Source organism: Falsiroseomonas sp. E2-1-a20 (assembly GCF_051433195.1).
GTDB lineage: Bacteria > Pseudomonadota > Alphaproteobacteria > Acetobacterales > Acetobacteraceae > Falsiroseomonas.
On record NZ_JBHMFT010000037.1, the window covers coordinates 17,625 to 34,117 of the forward strand.

The window sequence follows — 16,493 nt, forward strand, 5'->3', positions numbered from 1 at the left end:
CCGGCCATGCGCGCGCTGTTCCTCGCCCATGGCCACCCGGCGTTGCAACCTGGCGGGACGGAGCTGCTGGCGCGCGGCCTGTTCCGCACGCTGCGGGACGCGCATGGCGTGCAGGGCCTGCTGCTGGCCGCAGCCGAGCCGGCGCAGCGCGCGCCGCTGCCGGGCACGCTGCTGCAACCGGTCGGCGGCGCCGCGCCGGATGACGAGCTGCTGGTTTCGCTCACCGGCTTCGACCGATTCCATCTGGCGCAGCCCGATTTGCTCGGCCTGCTGGCGACGCTGGGCCCGATCCTCGCGCGGCTGCGGCCGGAGGTGATCCACCTGCACCACCCGCTGCAATGGGGGGTGGAGACGCTGGACCTGCTGCGGCGCCTGGCGCCGGCGGCGGCCCTGGTCGTCACGCTGCACGACTACTTCGCGCTCTGCCCGCGGGAAGGCCAGCTTCTAACGGCCGAGGGCGCGACATGCCACGGCGCCACGCCGGATGGCTGCCGGCGCTGCCTGCCCGGGCGCAGCGCCTCCGACATCGCGCTGCGCCGCGCGCATCTGCGGGGCGCGCTGCAGCAGGCCGACATGCTGGTGGCGCCGAGCGAGTTCCTGCGCGAGCGCTTCATCGCCGATGGCTGGGACCCCACACGCCTCGCGCTGATCCGCAACGGCGTGCCGGCCGGCCCCGCCGCACCGCACCGCGAGGCCAGCCGGCGCGACCGCTTTACCGTGCTCGGCCAGGCCGGGCGCTTCAAGGGGACGCTGGTCGCGCTGGAGGCCTCGACGCGTCTCTCGGCCCAGGGCATCGCGCATGGGCTGGCGCTGCACGGACCGGTGCCGCCCTCCCCTTCCCCGTTCCGCGCCGAGTTCGACGCGGCCCTGGCCGCCGCGCCCGAGGTCCGCCACCACGGCGCCTATGCCGCGGCGGACCTGCCGGCGCGCATTGCCGGGGCCGACTGGGTGTTGATGCCCTCCATCTGGTGGGAGAATGCGCCACTCGTCCTGCTGGAGGCCTTCCGGCACCGCCGCCCGGTGATCTGCACCGGGATCGGCGGCATGGCGGAACTGGTGGAGCACGGCGTCACCGGCCTGCACGCCCCGCGGGCCGACCCCGCCGGATGGGCCGCCACGATGGCCGAAGCGATCGCGCAGCCGGGCCTCTGGCGGCGCCTCGTCGCCTGCCTGGCCGAGCCGCGCGGCCTGGAGGCTGTCGCGCAGGAACACCTGGTTCTCTACCGCGGCCTGCTCGCCGCCCGCCCAGCGGCGCGCCGTGCCGCCCATGCCTGACAGCGACCGAATGCAGGAGACTGCCTTGTCCGCCACCCTCGAACCCACCGACCGGCCCAAGGGTACGGGCCCGCAAGGTGCCATCCAGGGCGCCGTCGACAATGTCGGCGCCGAGAAGATCTACGGCTGGGCCTGGCATCCGGACCATCCCGGCGAACGGTTGCGCATCGAGGCGCGGCTGCGCGACCAGGTGGCCGCCTGCGTGCGCGCCGATTTCGCCCGCACCGACCTGCCGCAGGCCGGCATTGGCGACGGCAACCATGCCTTCGAGCTGCGCCTGACGCCCGAATGCCTCGCCCGCCGGTCCGAACTTGCGATCGTCGCGATTGCCGAGGATGGCAGCGAGGCGAAGCTGCCCTTCCGCATCCGCCGCACCCCCGCCATCGCCGCCGCCGAGGCGCGCCGCGACGTGGAGACGCTGGCGGCCGGCCAGCGCGAGCTGCGCGAGGAAATGCGCGCCGCCATCGCCAGCCTGTCGCGCGGCGTGCGCGCCACGGATGGCGGCGCGGCGGCGATGCAGGTCGCCAACGTGCAGGCCCGGCTCGAGGACCGCCTGGGCACGCTCGAGATCTGGCTCACGCGGCTGGACCAGCGCCTGGCGTCGCTGGCCGAGGCCCAGGCCGCGGTGGCGCCGCGGCGGCGGCTGGATGCCTGGCAGGTCGTGCTCGGCGTGGTGCTGGCACTGGCCGGTGGCTCCGGCTTCGCGGTCGCCATGTTGATCCTGGGCCGGGGCTGATGCCGGCACCCCTGGCGCCGCTGGACCAGGCACGCGCCGAGATGGCGGCGGCGTTGCGGCTGGCCCTGCCACTGGGCTTCGCCGTCACCGCCGGCGGCTACCTGCTGCTGCTGCTCAAGATGCAGGTCTTCACCCTGGTGCTGCCGACCGGCAGCCTGGAGACGCTGGCCGGCATCGCCTGCGGCTATGTGCTGGGCGCGGCGCTGCTGGCGGCGCTGGATCATGCCCGCGACATGCTGCTGGTGACGCTGGGCAATCGCTTGGCGCGCGCATTGGCGCCACCTGCGCTGCGCGCGGCGGCAGCCCCTGGTGCTGGTGCCACCCCGGCGGCGCTGGCGACGCAGGCGCTGGGCGATGTGGCAGAGCTTCGGCGCGCCGTCGGCGGCACGCTCGCGGCCGGGGCGCTGGATGCGCTGATGGTGCCGGTGCTGCTGCTCGGGCTGCTGTTCCTCGACTACCGGCTGGCACTGTTCGGCCTGGCCTGCGGCCTGGCGGCAGCGCTGCTCGGCTGGATCGGCGAACGCCGCACGAAGGCGGCGCTGGCCGATGCCAATGACGCCGCGGCCGAGACCTCCGCCATGGTCGCGGATGCGATGCGCTGCGCGGAGCCGGTGGCCGCGATGGGCCTGCTGCCGGCGGTGCAGCGCCGCTGGCTGGACCGCATGGCCGGCGGCGCGGCGCGGCTGCGACAGGCCCAGGCGGCATCCCGCACGGCCACGGCGCTGGCGGGGCTGGTGCAGATCCTGGGCAGCGGCGGCGCGCTCATGCTGGGCGCGGCGCTGGTGCTTGGCGGCGCGGAGATCGGCATCGGGCTGCTGCTCGCCATGCTGGTCATGCCGCGGATCACCGGGCCCTTCGCGACGCTGGCCACCTCCCTGGTCGACCTCGCCGCGGCGCGGGCGGCCTGGGCGCGGCTGGCCGCGCTGCTCGCCCGCCCCCCTGCCCTGGCCGCGCAACGCGCCTTCCCCTGCCCGGAGGGGCGGCTCGTGCTGGAGCGTATGACCGTGATGGTGCCGAAGCAGCCGCGGCCGCTGCTTCGGGAGGTTTCGCTGGTGGCGGCGCCAGGCGACCTGGTCGCCATCGCCGGCGCGGTAGGCTCCGGCAAGTCGACGTTGCTGCGGCTGATCGCCGGCGCCGGGCGCCCGGCCGCCGGCGCCGCCTTTCTGGATGGCCACGCCACCTGGCAGTGGGACCGGGAGGACATCGCGCGCCACCTCGGCATGCTGCCGCAGGAGCCGGTGCTGTCCGAGGGCACCGTCGCCGAGGCGATCGCACGGCTCGGGGCGCCGGACATGCGGGCGGTGATCCGGGCGGCGCGGCTGGCCGGGGCGGAACGCACGGTGGCGAGGCTGGCGCATGGCTACGCCACCCGCATCGGGCCGGACACCCGGCTGTCGCTCGGCGAGCGGCAGCGGCTGGCGCTGGCGCGGGCGGTCTATGGCGACCCGCGCGTGGTGCTGCTGGATGAGCCGACCGCCTGGCTGGATGCGGCGGGCGAGGCGCAGGTGCTGGAACTACTGGCGGCGCTGAAGGCGCGCGGCGCGACGGTGCTGTTCACCTCGCACCGCCCGGCCCTGCTGCGCGCCGCCGACCGGCTGCTGGTGCTGCGCAGCGGCGTGCTGGCTCCGGCGGGGCGGCCGCAGCGGCTGCTGGCCGGTCCGCGCAAGGCCGCGCCAGCGGCGGGCCGCATCGCGGCACCGGTTGCCCCCGCCCTGGCCGCTGTCGCGGCCACCAAAGACAAGGTCGCCGCATGAACGCCGCCATACGGCTCTCGGGCCTCGGGCTGCTCGCTGTCTCGCTGTCGCTTGGCGTGCAGGCGGTGCTGCTGGCGGCGCCGCTGCTGACCATGCATGTCTATGACGGCGTCCTGTCCTCCCGCAGCATCGACACGCTGATGGCGCTGGCCATTGCCTATGTCGTCGCCGTTGCGCTGGGCGGGCTGCTGCGCGCGCTGCGCGCGGCGCTGCTTTCGGCCATGGCGGAACGGCTGGCGCGGCGGATGCAGTTCCAGACCATCGGCGCGGCGCTGCGGCGCGCGCTGCTGGGCGACCGCACCGCCGGGCTGCTCGCCCTGTCCGATGCGGCGGAGGTGCGCCGGATGCTGGGTGGCACCACGCTGTCCGACGCGCTCGACCTGGTGGCGCTGCCGGTGGCGCTGTTCATGCTGTTCCTGCTGCATCCGCTGTATGGCTGGACCGCACTGGCGGGCTGCCTGCTGCTCGGCCTGCTTGGCGCGTTGGCGGACCGCACGACGCGGGACGGCGTGCGCCGCGCCGGGGCGATGCAGGCGCGCTGCACGGCGGACCTGGCGGGACGGCTGCGGCAGTCGGAGTTGCTCGACTGCCTCGGGATGCTGCCGGCGGTGCTGCGCCGCTGGCAGCCCGACTACCTGGCGATGCTGGAGGCGCAGGACGCCGCTCAGCGCCGTGCGCGGGCGTTGCAGGGCCTGTCCGGTTTTACCACGCAGATGCTGCTGCTGGCCATGGCCTGCGCCGGCGGCTTCCTGGTGACGCGCAACCTCGCCTCCCCGGGCAGTATCCTGGCTGCCTCGCTGCTGGCGGGCATGGCCTCGGCGCCCGGTGCGCGGCTGGTGGCGGCGTGGCGCGACTGGGCCTTCGGCCTCGTCGCATTCGGCCGGCTGCGGCGGACGATCGCGGAGGACCAGCTGGCCGTGCGTTCGGCACAGGCGGGTGCCCTTGTGGCATCGCCGGGTCTGGTGATCGAGGGCCTGACTCTGGATCTGCCAGGCACCGGGCGGGTTCTGGTGCGGGACCTCGCCCTGGAGGTAAAGCCCGGCCAGATGCTGCTGGTGTCGGGGCCGAACGGCGCCGGCAAGACCAGCCTGCTACGCGCAATCCTCGGCCTCGCCGCCCCTGCCGACGGGTGCGTGCTGCTGGATGGACAGGACACCGCGGGCACGCCGCGCCGGGAGATCGGGCCGCGGATCGGCTACCTGCCGCAGGGCGCGCTGCTGCTGGAGGGCAGCGTGCTGGAGAACATCGCCCGCCTCGGCCCGGCGCCTGCGGCAGCCGCCATCGCCGCCGCACGGGAAGCCGGCGCGCATGAGGCGATCGGGCGGCTGCCGGAGGGCTATGCCTCTGGCGCCGGACCCTCGTCCGGGCTGTCGGGCGGCCAGCGGCAGGGCGTGGCGATGGCGCGGGCGGTGTTCGGCGCGCCCTCCCTGCTGGTGCTCGACGAGCCAGAGGCCGGGCTCGATGCCACCGGCATCGAGGGGCTGCTGGCGGCCGTGGCGGCCGCCAAGGCGCGCGGCGCCGTGGTGGTGCTGGTGACACACCAGCCCGGCCCCTGGGTCGCCCTGGTGGATCTGCGGCTGCGGCTGGAGGGCGCTGCGGGCGCCTGGGACTTGGTGGGGAACTGACCACATGAGCGTAACCGTATTCGATGCCGCAATCCCCGAGGCGGAGCTGGAGGCGGCGATGCCCGCACCTTCCCTGCGTCGCATCGCGCTGGCCTCCACCGTCTGCCTCGTGGTGGGCCTCGGCGGGCTGCTGGGCTGGGCGGCGGTGACGCCGATCGAGAGTGCCGTGCTGGCCAACGGGATGCTGGTCGCGGAGGGTCGCCGCAAGACCATCCAGCTGCTGGAGCCCGGCCTGCTGCGCGAGTTGCTGGTGCGGGAGGGCGAAGCGGTGGCCGCCGGGCAGCCGCTGCTGCGGCTGGACGTCACGCAGGCGGATGCGCAGGCCAACCAGGCCCGCACGCAGCGCTGGGCGGCGGCCGCCCGCTTGGCCCGGCTGCGCGCGGAGCAGCGCGACGCGCGGGAGATGACGATCGCCGAGGCCCTGCGCAGCGCAGCCAGCGAGCCCATGGTCGTGGCCCTGCTGGAGGATGAGCGACGCCTGTTCGAGGCCCGGTGGATGGCGCTGGACGGCATGCTGGCAGTGCAGGACGCCAAGGCAGCGCAGATGCAGGAACAGATCGCCGCCGCGCAGGCCCAGCGCGCCGCCTTCGCCGCCCGCCTGCGCGCAACGCGGGAGGAGCTGGCCGGGGTAAACCAGCTGCTTGCCCGCGGCTTCGCGACGCGGACGCGCAAGCTGGAACTGCAGCGCGACGAGGCGGAGTTTCTCGGCAGCCTTGGCCAGTTCGCGGCGCAGGAAGCGCAGGCGCGGCAGGCCATGACCCAGGCGGCGCTGGAGAAGGGCACGCTGCTGCTGAACCGCCATTCCGAGATCTCGCGCGACCTGCAGGAGACTCAGGCGCAGCTTTCGGACGCGACGGAGCGGCTGCGCAGCGCGGAGGACTTGCTGTCGCGCCGCGAGGTGCTCTCGCCCGAGGATGGCGTGGTGACGGATATCCGCCACGTCACGCCCGGCAGCAGCATCGGCGCCGGGCAGCCGGTGCTGGACCTGGTGCCGCGTGACGACCGCCTGGTGGTGGAGACGCATGTGGCGCTGAACGACATCGAGCAGGTGCAGACCGGCAGCCGTGCCAATATCCGCCTGACTGCGTTCCGCCAGCGCGAGACGCCGCTGATCCCTGGCCACATCATCTACGTCTCCGCTGACCGCCAGCAGGACCAGCGCGGGCAGAGCTTCTTTGTGGTGCGCGTGGAGCTGGATGCGCAGGCCTTAGCGGCGGCCGGCAACCTGTCCATCGCCGCCGGCATGCCGGCCGAGGCCTTCATCCTGGGCGAGCGGCGCACGGCGCTGGACTATCTGCTGCGCCCGGTGCGCGACAGCCTGCGCCGTTCGCTGCGCGACTGAGGACGCCGCCTGCAAATAGTTGCCAGCGTAACGGCCCTGTTTCGACGCGGGCCTCGGCCGCGCCTGCGACTTTTCGAGCGACGCACGGACAAAATGCGACTGTCACGGGCGCGTGAGGCCAGCCATGGTGCGTCGCACAACCTATGCGTGTGTCGCAGACCGAACGCTCGCTGCGGCCGGGCAAGGAAAGGAGTCTGGCATGACCCGGATGATGCTGAAGGATGGGCCGCCCCGGCAGCGCAACCGCCCAGAGGCGCGCAAGCTGCGGGTGCTGGTCCTGTCGCACATGCACCCGGCGGTATCCCGCGGCGGCGCGGAGATTGCCGCCTACCAGATGCACAAGGCGCTCGGCGCGCGGCCGGGCGTCCATTCCACCTTCCTTGCGGCCTCCGGCGGCAAGGTCCAGGAACGCCTCGGCGCGCGCTTCGTACAGCCCTTCGGGCCCGATGAATGGGTCTATGCCGGCGCCGGCTTCGACCACTGGATCCACGCCAACCCGGACCCGGAATTTCCGCCCGAATTCACGGCCCTGCTGCGCGACCTGGCACCGGATGTCGTGCATCTGCACCACTACACGAATTTCGGCGTCGAGGCGCTGCTGCACATCCGGCGCGCGCTGCCGCAGGCGGCGATCGTGGTGACGCTCCATGAATATCTCGCCCTGTGCAACCACTTCGGCCAGATGGTGAAGCGGCCCTCGCTCGGCCTGTGTGAGAAAGCCTCCCCGCGCGACTGCGCGCGCTGCTTTCCGGAACGCAGCGAGCAGGACTTCTTCCTGCGCGAGATGTACCTGAAGCGCTTCCTGCACCTGGCCGACCACTTCATCTCGCCGAGCCGCTTCCTCGCACAGCGCTACATCGGCTGGGGCATCGATTCGCGCCGGGTCTCCGTCATCGAGAACGGCATGCCGGAACACGACCTGCCGCCGGCGGAGCCGCCGCGGCCGGATCCGGAGGATGGCCTGGTGCTCGGCTTCTTCGGCCAGATCTCGCGGCTGAAGGGCATCGACGTGCTGCTCGACGCCGCCGCGCTGCTGGAGAAGCAGGAGGTGACCGGGCTGCGAATCGACATCCACGGCGACTACACCGGCCAGCCGCCAGCCTTCCGTGCGCTGTTCGAGGCGCGGCTGGATAAGCTGCCGGGCAATGTCCGCTTCTGCGGGCCCTATGAAAACCGGCGCGTGCACCAGCTCATGCGCTCGGTCCAGGCGGTGATCGTGCCTTCCATCTGGTGGGAGAACTCGCCACTGGTGATCCAGGAGGCGCTGCTGAACCGCCGCCCGGTCATCACCTCCGACATCGGCGGCATGGCCGAGAAGGTGCGGGACGGACTGGATGGCTTCCACTTCCAGGCCGGCAGTCCCTGGTCGCTCGGCAGCCTGCTGCGCGGCCTGGTGGCGCGGCCGGAAAGGCTCGCCGCGCTGCAATCCAGCCTCGCCGTGCCGCCCAGCGTGCAGGACACCGCCGCGGCGACCCTGAAGCTCTACCGCCGCCTGCTGGCGGCGCGCCACGAAACCTCCCCCCAGCCCAAGGAATTCGCAGCGTGACCATCCGCGGATCGATCGACCACATCAGCCACCAGGGCGCCAGCGGCTGGGCCTTCGACGGGCGCGCCGAGCAGCCCCTGGTGGTCCAGGCTCTGTATGACGGCCGTATCATCGGCGAGGCGACGGCCGAACAGCACCGGCACGACCTGGCGGAGGCCGGCTTCGGCAACGGCACCTGCGGCTTCGCCATAAATTTCTATGAAGCCGTTGACCCGGCGCTGCTGCCCTTCATCTCCATCCGCCCAGCCGGCGGCGATGTCGAACTGCCGCGCTATGCCGCCACCGGTTTCGCCGACTATTTCCGCAACCTGCACGCACGCCATCCTGGCGCCGGCCGCAGCCGCAGCGTGTTCGGCGGGCTGTGGACCGACCGCACGGATTCACGCCAGTTGCTGGCCGGACGCATCGCCGCCGGCACCACGCCGGCCGACATGGCGACGCCGCTGGGCAGCCTGATCGCCGAGGGCTTCGTGGTGTTGCGCGACGCGCTGGCGCCGGCCGGGCTGCGCGAGGCGGAACAGGCCATGGTGGCGCGCTGCGCCACCGGTCAGCCCATCGGAGCCGAGGGCGAGACCCGGCATGCCTTGCCTGCCCTGGCGGAGCTGCTGTTCCGGGAGGTCGCGCTGCGCCCGATGCGCGCGGCCCTCGACGACCAGCCGATGTGCACGCGCATCGTGCCGCAGCGCGACATCGAGGCGGGCTTCCTGCAGGCCAGCACGGCGGAAGCCCTGCCCTCTCCGGCGGAGTGCCTGCTGCTGGTGGCGGCGACCGGCGGCAGTGTCACGCTGGACGTGGTGCGTGGCAGCCATGCGCTTCCGGAGTTCACGACCGAGGGACGAAGCCGCTGGCTGACGGCCTCGCCCGACGCCACCGGCCTGCTCGCCGTCGCGCATGGCCTTTCGGTTGACCAGGTGGAGCTCTCGCCGACCGACCTCGCCATCATCGGACCGGGAACGCTGCACCGGCTGCGCATGGAACAAGGCGCAACCGGTCTGCGCGCCTGGGTGCTGCCGCGGCGCGTGACGCCGGCGCGCTTCCTGGCGGGCAAGTCCGGCACCTTCACCCTGCGCCACGCCACCGGCGCGATGCTGGCGGCCTGAGCCCGTGCAGACCGCAACCCTTGAGCCGCGGGGGGCCTCCCTTGCCCCGGTGGCGGATGGCTACATCGACTATTATGGCCATGCCGCGGCCGCCGGTGGCTGGCTGTTCTGCGGCTGGTCGCGGGAACGCTGGCCGGAGCCGCTGCGCGCCGGCGCCGTTATCGCGCATTTCGAGCGCGGGCGGGTGGTGGCGGAAACGCTGGTCGCCTGGCACGACCGGCCGGATCTCGGCCGGCAGGGCATCGGCGTGATGGTCTTCGCCCGCGCGCCCGAACGGCGGCTCGGCGAATTCCTCGGGCTCGAAGTTACGCTGGAACCCGGCGCGGCACCGTTGCGCCTGCAGGCGGTGAAGCCGCTAGTGCATCTGCGGGAGCCGGACCTGCTCGGCCGCACGCGTCCGATGCTGCTGCGCTCCGTCGGTGCGGAGCGGCCGCGGATCGCGGGGCTGCTGTCCCGCCGTCCCTTCACGGGGGCGGACACGCTGAGTGACCTGTCGGCGCCGGTGCAGTTCGAGGTGGATGAGACGATTCTGTCGCCGCCGGACGGGCTGCTGCTGCTGGGCTGGTGCACTGATCCCGGCAGCGCAGTGGCCGCAATCCGCATCCGCCGCGGCGGCGCGACCTCCGCCCCCATTGCCGAACGCTGGCTGCGCACCCGGCGCGGCGACGTGTTTGAGGCGATCGGGGCCAAGCTCGGCCTGGCCGACGACCGCTGCGGCTTCCTCGCCTATGCGCCCGGCTGCGTCGGCGAGATCGGTCCCCTCTATGCCGAGATCGAGCTGAGGAACGGCGAGGTCGGCTACAAGCGCCTGCCGCTGCCGGCGCGCATCGGTAGCAGCGCCATCCGCCGCGTCCTGGGCAGCGTGGAGCTGGCGCCGGACGAGATCGAAGGTGCCTTCGACCGGGTCCTCGGCCCGGCGCTGGCTCCGATCAACACGGCGCGCCTGGCGCGGCCGCGACCATGCTCCGAAGTGGCGTTCGGTGCGCAGCCGGCGCAGCCCGTGGGGTCCGTCATCGTGCCGCTGTATGGCCGGATGGATTTCCTGTTGTACCAGCTCGCCCTGTTCAGCGCCGATCCAGGCTTCGCGCGGCATGAGCTGATCTATGTGCTGGACGAGCCGGCACGGCGGCGGGAATTGCTGGACCTCGCCCATTCCGCGCATCGCCGCTTCGGCGTGCCCTTCCGCGTGCTGCTGCTGGAGGAGAATCTCGGCTTCGCGCCGGCGAACAATGTCGGCCTGTCGAGAGCGCGGGGTGACTTCGTCTGCTATCTGAACTCCGACGTGATGCCGGAGGCGCCGGGCTGGCTCGACCGCATGGTGGCGGATCTCGAGGCCGATGACGGCCTCGGCATGCTGGGCGCGCTGCTGCTGTTCGAGGACGGCACGGTGCAGCACCAGGGCCTGACCTTCGAGCGGCTGCCGCAGCTTGCCGGCTGGCCCTTCCCCATGCATCCCGGCAAGGGCCGGCTGCATCGGCCGCCCGCTGATCCCGTGCAGGAGGTGGAGGCGGTGACAGGTGCCTGCATGGTGCTGCGGGCGGAGTTGGCGCGCGAACTCGGCGGCTTCGACGAGGCCTTCGCGATCGGCGACTTCGAGGACAGCGACATGTGCCTGAAGATCCGTGCCACGGGCCTGCGCCTGGCGGTGGACCACCGCGCGCGGCTGTTTCATCTCGAACGCCAGTCGCAGGTCACGCCGGACCGCATGTGGCGCTTCAACGTCACCCTGCTCAACGCCTGGACGCATACGCGGCGCTGGTTCGCCGATGCGACGAAGGAATCCTCAACATGAAGGTCGCCTATCTCGCCGAGAATTTCGGCCGCGTGGAGCGTGCCTGGTCCAAGGGCGGCGACGGCCTGATGCACCATACCGGGCACAATGTCGGCAACATGGCGTTCTGGTACGCCGCCCGCATGCTGATCGACGCCGAATGCCACCTGGTCGGCCGCAACACCCGCGCACGGGACGTGCCGGACGATGTCCGCGCCTTCGTCATTCCCGCCGCCAATTTCCTGAACAAGGGCGCCGATCTCGGCCAGCTTGCGGAGCTGGTGCGGGAGCTGGACCGGCCCTGCCTGGTGCTCGGTCTCGGTGCGCAGGCGGAAAAGACGGAGGAACCGCCGGTGCTGCAGCCTGGCACGGTGTCCTTCCTGCGGGAGGTGGCGAAGCGCACGCCCTCCATCGGCATCCGCGGCGCCTTCACCCAGCATCTGTGCGGCACGCATGGCGTCGACAACACCACGATCCTCGGCTGCCCCTCCATCCTCATCAACCCGGCACGCGACCTGGGCCAGCGCCTGCAGCGCAAGATCGACGCGCTGACGGACGAGGGCCCTTTCGTGGTGCACGCCGCCTGCATCAAGAGCGTGGTGCAGGGGGTGGAGCGGGAACTGATCCGTCTCGCCCAGCTCAACACGGGTTCCGCCTACGTGGTGCAGCGGCCGGTGGAGCTGATCAAGGCCGTGTATGGCGAGACGCTGACCGAGGCGGAGACCGCGGTGCTCAGCCATGCCGCGCGATTCTTCGGCTTCGGCACGCATGTCGGCCGCCTGGTGGATTTCCTGCGCAACACGCTGCTGGTGCCGGATTCGATCGATGGCTGGGTGCATGGGCTGCGACGTTTCCGCGCCGGCGTGAACACGCGCATCCATGGCACGCTGATGGGCACGGCGGCCGAGCTTCCCAGCGTCTGCGTCTGGCACGACACGCGCACGCAGGAGCTGACCAAGGAGATGCGGCTGCCCAACCTTTCCGTGCGCGCCTTCACCGACAACCGGTACTCGGTGCGCGACATGTTCGCTGCCGCCGCCTTCGATGCCGAAGCCTTCGATGCGCGGCGGATGGAACTGGCGCGCATGAATGCGGAGATGATCGGGCAGGCCGGGCTGGCGGCGTCGACACACCTCCGCGCCTTCCTCGACGCCTGACTCCGGCACGCCAGGGAAACACGGAAATGACCAAGCCGATCGCCATAATGGGCACGCCGGGGCGCGTGCCCGCCGCCTTCCGCCGCGATACCGCCGGTGCCTTCGCCGAGGTCGGCCACAACACCGGCAACCTCGCCTTCCAGCATGCGGTCTGGACGCTGCTGGATGAGGAAAAGGTCTCCATCAGCTTCGACTTCAAGCCGGATGAGGTGCGGGAGACGGCGCGGCTGATCTGCGTGCCGGCCGCGAACTTCCTGTATGCCGGCTTCGACCTGGGCGGGCTGGCCGACCGGCTGGAGGCGACCGGGCTGCCGCTGATGGTCCTCGGCCTGGGCGCCCAAGCGATGCGCGACATCGCGGAGGTGAAGCTGCAGCCGGGGACGGAACGGCTGCTGCGCCTGTTCGCCGAACGCTGCGCCTGCATCGCCGTGCGCGGCCGGCACACCGGCGCGGTACTGGAACGCTACGGCGTGAAGAATTTCGAGGTGCTCGGTTGCCCCTCAAACTTCATCAACCCGGACCCGCGGATGGGCGCCGGCATCCTGGAACGCTGGCGCGATGGCAGCCGCGACCGGATGGGCTTCGCGCCGACCTTCTACAGCTACAATGCAAGCTTCGAGGGTGCGCTGCATGCCGCGCTGGGGCCGGCGCTGGTGGAGATCGTGGCGCAGGATCCCCTGCCCGCCGTGGCGCTGGCGCGCGGGGACCGCACGGAAGCCGTGGCGCAGTGGCTGGAATCGAAGGCTGGCTACCTTTCGGCCCTGCCGGAGCAGGAACGCCGGCGCGCCGTCGGCGTGCTGCGCGCCTATTTCTCCGCCGAGGCCTGGATGGAGAGCTACCGGCGCCTGGATGGAGTGGTCGGGTCCCGCATACACGGCGTCAACCTGGCCTGGCAGGCCGGACGTGCCGGGCTGGTGGTGAGCTACGACCTGCGGACGGCGGAGCTTGCCGAGACGATGGGAATCCCGCTGGTGCAGTCCAAGGGGCTGGAGGCCAGCGCGGTCCTGCGCATCATGGATGAGGCGGTGCAGCGCTGCGCCGCCAGCTACGATGCCGGCCGTGCAGCGCTGGCGGAACGCTTCGCGCAGGCCGTGGCGGCGCATGGCGTGAAGCCGGCGGCGCATCTGCAGGCGCTCGCCAAGCGAGAAGGCGCCACGAGCGCCGGTGCCACCGCGCCGAGATCCTGGGGCTTCCTCGAGCTCTACAACCGGCACCGCATCGCCGGATGGGTCGCCAGCAACCAGGCGACGCCGCCGGAACTGCGCATCCGCCTGGATGGCCAGGATCTCGGCCTGGCCAAGATCATTGGCCGGCGGCCGGAGGTGGCACCGAACGCCTGGTCCTTCAGCCTGGAAGTGCCGCAGGCGGCACTGGCACGTACCGTGATGCGGGTCGAGGCCGTGCTGGCCGCGAATGGCGCGCATCTGCAGAACTCGCCCGTGGTGACGAGCTTCGCCGAGGACGACGGCCGCAAGGTGTTGCAGGGCCGCGATGGCTTCCTGTTCCTGCAGAACGACACCAATGGCGTGCTCGACCAGATCCAGGCAAGGCGGCGCCTGACTCCGGCGGAGCTGGAGGCCTGGGCCGACTTCTTCCGGGACCTGGACGCCACCGCAGTTGCTCGCGGGGCGCAGGCCTTCTACCTGGTGGCGCCAAACAAGGAATGCGTCTTCGCCGATCGGCTCCCTCAGGGCATCGAGGTGTCGGAGGAGCGGCCGGTGCGCCAGATCGAGGCACTGGTGCGCAGCCTGGACCTGCGGGCGACGCGGCTGGTCTATCCGCTGGAGGCGCTGACCCGCGCCGAAGCGCATGCCGTTTATCCGCGCGGCGACAGCCACTGGAGCGACTACGGCGCCATGCTGGCGCTGGCGGAGCTGGAGGCGGCGCTGGGTGACGATTCGGGCGCCTCGGTGGAGGGTGAGTACCGCGTGGAGTATCGCAACGCGGATTTGCTGGCGAAGCTGGGCGGCGTCTGCGTGGAGCCGCAGCCCGTGCTGAAGCGGGCCCGCCCGGCGGCAACGCTGCTGGCCGACAACGGCGTGGTCAACACCGGCCGCCGTCGTGATTGGCGGGGCGGTGCCAAGGCCCGGGCGGGCCGGCTGCTGATGGCGCATGACAGCTTCGGGGACTGGCTGATCCCGTCCCTGGCCGAGCGTTTCGGCGCCACGACGACGATCTGGAACGCCAGCGTCGACCGCCGGGTCCTCGAGGAGGTCGCGCCGACGGTGATCCTGTTCGAGCGGGCCGAACGGTTCCTGACGGTTCCCGCCAGGATCTGCTAGGTGATCCGTGGCGGGGCGGGCGGCCCGGCGGCCGCCCTTCCCCCGCCGGCTTCAGAAACTGAGCCAGTCCGTCCCCAGCACGGCGTCCAGACTCACACCCTGCAGCAGGAAGACCGGCGCCAGCAGCGCGCCGACTGCGACCGAAACCTGCAGACCCTCGCTGGTGTCCTGGAAATCCAGGGCGGTGGCGCCGTAGTCGGTCAGGTCCAGGCGGTCTCCGGCGGTGAAATCCGCGATGATGTCGGCCTCGGAGCCGATGCCGTCCGTGCTGCGCGCGATGAAAACATCGTTGCCACCGCCGCCGATCAGCGTGTCCCGCCCCGCTCCTCCGACTAGGCGATCATGGCCCGCGCCACCATCCAGCAGGTCGTTGCCCACCGAGCCGAACAGGGCGTCGTTGCCGGCCTCGCCATACAGCACGTCGTCGCCGCTGCCGCCCGAGATCGCATCGGCACCATTGCCGCCGCGAATAACATCGTTGCCGCGGTTTCCGTCGATGGTGTCGTTGCCGTCGCCGCCGAGCAGCAGGTCGTCGCCCGAATTGCCGAGCAGGCGATTGCGGCCGGCATCGCCCAGGATAAGGTCGTCGTGGCGCGATCCGGTGACGTTCTCGATGCCGACCAGGGTGTCGATTTCGTCGCCAGTGTTGGCGAAGCTGCCGGCAAGGTCCACGAAGACGCTCTCGGGCGCGTTCACGTAAAGCACGCGGTCGAAGCCTTCGCCGCCGATGAGCAGGTCGGCGCCCGGTCCACCGAGCAGGCGGTCGTTGCCGGGGCCGCCATCCAGGGTGTCGTTACCGAAGAAGCCGAACAGCGCATCGTTTCCATCATTGCCGAGGACGAGGTCGTCACCGCTGCCACCGGACAGGACGTCGCCGTCCTCCCCACCCTCCAGCGTGTCGTTGCCGGTATTGCCAATAAGGGTATCTTGGCCTCCTCCACCCAACAGGCTGTCGGCGCCGGCCCCGCCGATGATCCGCTCGGCGATGCCGGCGCCCACGATGGTGTCGGGCCCGGAGGTTCCAATGCTTTCGGTCATGATCATGTACCCGGCTCACATCTTGAAGGTCCGCGCGACGACGGCGGTCGTCGCGTGGCGTGACCCTAGTTTGGCCCGAAGAAGAAGCAGCGGAAGCTTGAAAGATCGACGTGGGACATATTGCTACAATCGGAGGTTGCGCAGTTGCGAGTGCCTCAGGCTCCTTCGGAGGTCGCCCGGGGAAGTAGGGCGGGAGCGACGGAACGAATCTGGTTTCAGCCCGTTCAACCCACTCCAGACATCAGGAGGACGGGCAGATGATCAAATGGGCCATCATATTCGCGATCGCCGCGCTCGTGCTTGCTCTGCTGGGCTTCGGGGGTCTCGCCGGGGCGGCGATGGAGATTGCCAAGATCCTGTTCTGGCTGGCGGTCATCATCGCCGTGATCCTGTTCGTTCTCGGCTTGACCATCTACAAGAAGGTAACGTAGCGAACTGACTTGCACTGCCGCTGGTCCACCAGGGTGGACCAGCGGGCTCACGTTGGCGGGCTAGCCGTCGTGCATCACCGCCAAGCCGAGTTCCCGTCGAGCCGGTGGCCTGCGCCCCGTCTCGGATCTGCTTCAGGCCGGTCGTGGAACACGGCCGGGGGCGAGGACGCGCGACGATGTTCGTCGCAAGCGGATAGGCCGGCGAGAGCCGTGCTTGGGCTGATCGCAGTCGACGGTGCCGTACCTTCAGCCCGCTCGGCTACCAGCGACCCTCAGCCACGGTAGATGTCGCACCAACGGCTGTAGCCGTAGCCGCGGGGCTGCTCGCGCCGGTACTCCTCCCACAGCAGCATCACCTCTACGCCCGGTCAGCGCAGCTCCCGGATCCATCCGACCCTCAGATTCGGTTCACTGGTCTTGGGGGAGGGGATCAGTT

12 protein-coding genes are annotated in these 16,493 nt (G+C 71.4%); 11 read left to right on the forward strand and 1 reads right to left on the reverse strand.

All coding sequences use genetic code 11. The annotated features are described in order from the left end of the window. The first annotated feature begins 6 nt into the window (after window positions 1-6). From ACFHPP_RS25740 to ACFHPP_RS25785, 10 genes are all read left to right on the forward strand, one after another. Window positions 7-1,275 carry a glycosyltransferase gene (locus tag ACFHPP_RS25740; RefSeq protein ID WP_437166103.1) on the forward strand — a complete coding sequence of 423 codons (1,269 nt, stop codon included), beginning with the start codon at window positions 7-9 and terminating at the stop codon, window positions 1,273-1,275. Between the two features lie 25 nt (window positions 1,276-1,300). After that, window positions 1,301-2,011 carry a hypothetical protein gene (locus ACFHPP_RS25745; RefSeq protein ID WP_437166104.1) on the forward strand — a complete coding sequence of 237 codons (711 nt, stop codon included), beginning with the start codon at window positions 1,301-1,303 and terminating at the stop codon, window positions 2,009-2,011. Further along, entirely contained in the window at window positions 2,011-3,765 is a 1,755-nt protein-coding gene (locus ACFHPP_RS25750; RefSeq protein WP_437166105.1) for an ATP-binding cassette domain-containing protein, read from the forward strand. Before ACFHPP_RS25745 ends, ACFHPP_RS25750 begins: the two co-directional genes overlap by 1 nt. After that, window positions 3,762-5,390 (forward strand): ATP-binding cassette domain-containing protein, encoded by a 1,629-nt coding sequence (locus ACFHPP_RS25755; protein ID WP_437166106.1) that lies wholly within the window; start codon window positions 3,762-3,764, stop codon window positions 5,388-5,390. The genes ACFHPP_RS25750 and ACFHPP_RS25755 overlap by 4 nt, the downstream gene beginning before the upstream one ends. Before the next feature lie 4 nt (window positions 5,391-5,394). After that, window positions 5,395-6,732 (forward strand): HlyD family type I secretion periplasmic adaptor subunit, encoded by a 1,338-nt coding sequence (locus tag ACFHPP_RS25760; protein WP_437166107.1) that lies wholly within the window; start codon window positions 5,395-5,397, stop codon window positions 6,730-6,732. A gap of 199 nt (window positions 6,733-6,931) precedes the next feature. After that, window positions 6,932-8,278: a glycosyltransferase family 4 protein gene (locus ACFHPP_RS25765; protein WP_437166108.1), complete on the forward strand. Its 1,347-nt coding sequence runs from the start codon at window positions 6,932-6,934 to the stop codon at window positions 8,276-8,278. After that, a complete protein-coding gene (locus tag ACFHPP_RS25770) occupies window positions 8,275-9,378 on the forward strand; it encodes a hypothetical protein (RefSeq protein WP_437166109.1) in 1,104 nt (367 codons plus the stop codon). The genes ACFHPP_RS25765 and ACFHPP_RS25770 overlap by 4 nt, the downstream gene beginning before the upstream one ends. Before the next feature lie 4 nt (window positions 9,379-9,382). Next, on the forward strand, window positions 9,383-11,170 hold the full coding sequence (locus ACFHPP_RS25775) for a glycosyltransferase (RefSeq protein WP_437166110.1): 1,788 nt from the start codon (window positions 9,383-9,385) through the stop codon (window positions 11,168-11,170). Continuing rightward, window positions 11,167-12,306 (forward strand): polysaccharide pyruvyl transferase family protein, encoded by a 1,140-nt coding sequence (locus ACFHPP_RS25780; protein ID WP_437166111.1) that lies wholly within the window; start codon window positions 11,167-11,169, stop codon window positions 12,304-12,306. Before ACFHPP_RS25775 ends, ACFHPP_RS25780 begins: the two co-directional genes overlap by 4 nt. A 26-nt stretch (window positions 12,307-12,332) precedes the next feature. Next, window positions 12,333-14,588, forward strand: coding sequence for a polysaccharide pyruvyl transferase family protein (locus ACFHPP_RS25785; RefSeq protein ID WP_437166112.1), 2,256 nt, complete (start codon window positions 12,333-12,335; stop codon window positions 14,586-14,588). 51 nt (window positions 14,589-14,639) lie between these two features. Here ACFHPP_RS25785 and ACFHPP_RS25790 read toward each other — a convergent pair whose 3' ends face one another. Beyond that, the gene (locus tag ACFHPP_RS25790; RefSeq protein WP_437166113.1) at window positions 14,640-15,632 is read right to left on the reverse strand and encodes a calcium-binding protein; all 993 of its coding nucleotides are present in this window, start codon (window positions 15,630-15,632) and stop codon (window positions 14,640-14,642) included. Between the two features lie 251 nt (window positions 15,633-15,883). Here ACFHPP_RS25790 and ACFHPP_RS25795 point away from each other — a divergent pair, with 251 nt between their 5' ends. Then, complete coding sequence (locus tag ACFHPP_RS25795; protein ID WP_437166114.1) at window positions 15,884-16,057, forward strand: DUF1328 domain-containing protein; 174 nt, start codon at window positions 15,884-15,886, stop codon at window positions 16,055-16,057. Window positions 16,058-16,493 lie beyond the last annotated feature (436 nt).

Excerpts from the sequence above, each read along its gene's own strand:
- ACFHPP_RS25740 (WP_437166103.1), top strand. The coding sequence starts at position 7 with ATGCGCGCGCTGTTCCTCGCCCATGGCCACCCGGCGTTGCAACCTGGC.
- ACFHPP_RS25750 (WP_437166105.1), top strand. The coding sequence starts at position 2,011 with ATGCCGGCACCCCTGGCGCCGCTGGACCAGGCACGCGCCGAGATGGCG.
- ACFHPP_RS25755 (WP_437166106.1), top strand. The coding sequence starts at position 3,762 with ATGAACGCCGCCATACGGCTCTCGGGCCTCGGGCTGCTCGCTGTCTCG.
- ACFHPP_RS25760 (WP_437166107.1), top strand. The coding sequence starts at position 5,395 with ATGAGCGTAACCGTATTCGATGCCGCAATCCCCGAGGCGGAGCTGGAG.
- ACFHPP_RS25765 (WP_437166108.1), top strand. The coding sequence starts at position 6,932 with ATGACCCGGATGATGCTGAAGGATGGGCCGCCCCGGCAGCGCAACCGC.
- ACFHPP_RS25780 (WP_437166111.1), top strand. The coding sequence starts at position 11,167 with ATGAAGGTCGCCTATCTCGCCGAGAATTTCGGCCGCGTGGAGCGTGCC.
- ACFHPP_RS25785 (WP_437166112.1), top strand. The coding sequence starts at position 12,333 with ATGACCAAGCCGATCGCCATAATGGGCACGCCGGGGCGCGTGCCCGCC.
- ACFHPP_RS25790 (WP_437166113.1), bottom strand. The coding sequence starts at position 15,632 with ATGATCATGACCGAAAGCATTGGAACCTCCGGGCCCGACACCATCGTG.
- ACFHPP_RS25795 (WP_437166114.1), top strand. The coding sequence starts at position 15,884 with ATGATCAAATGGGCCATCATATTCGCGATCGCCGCGCTCGTGCTTGCT.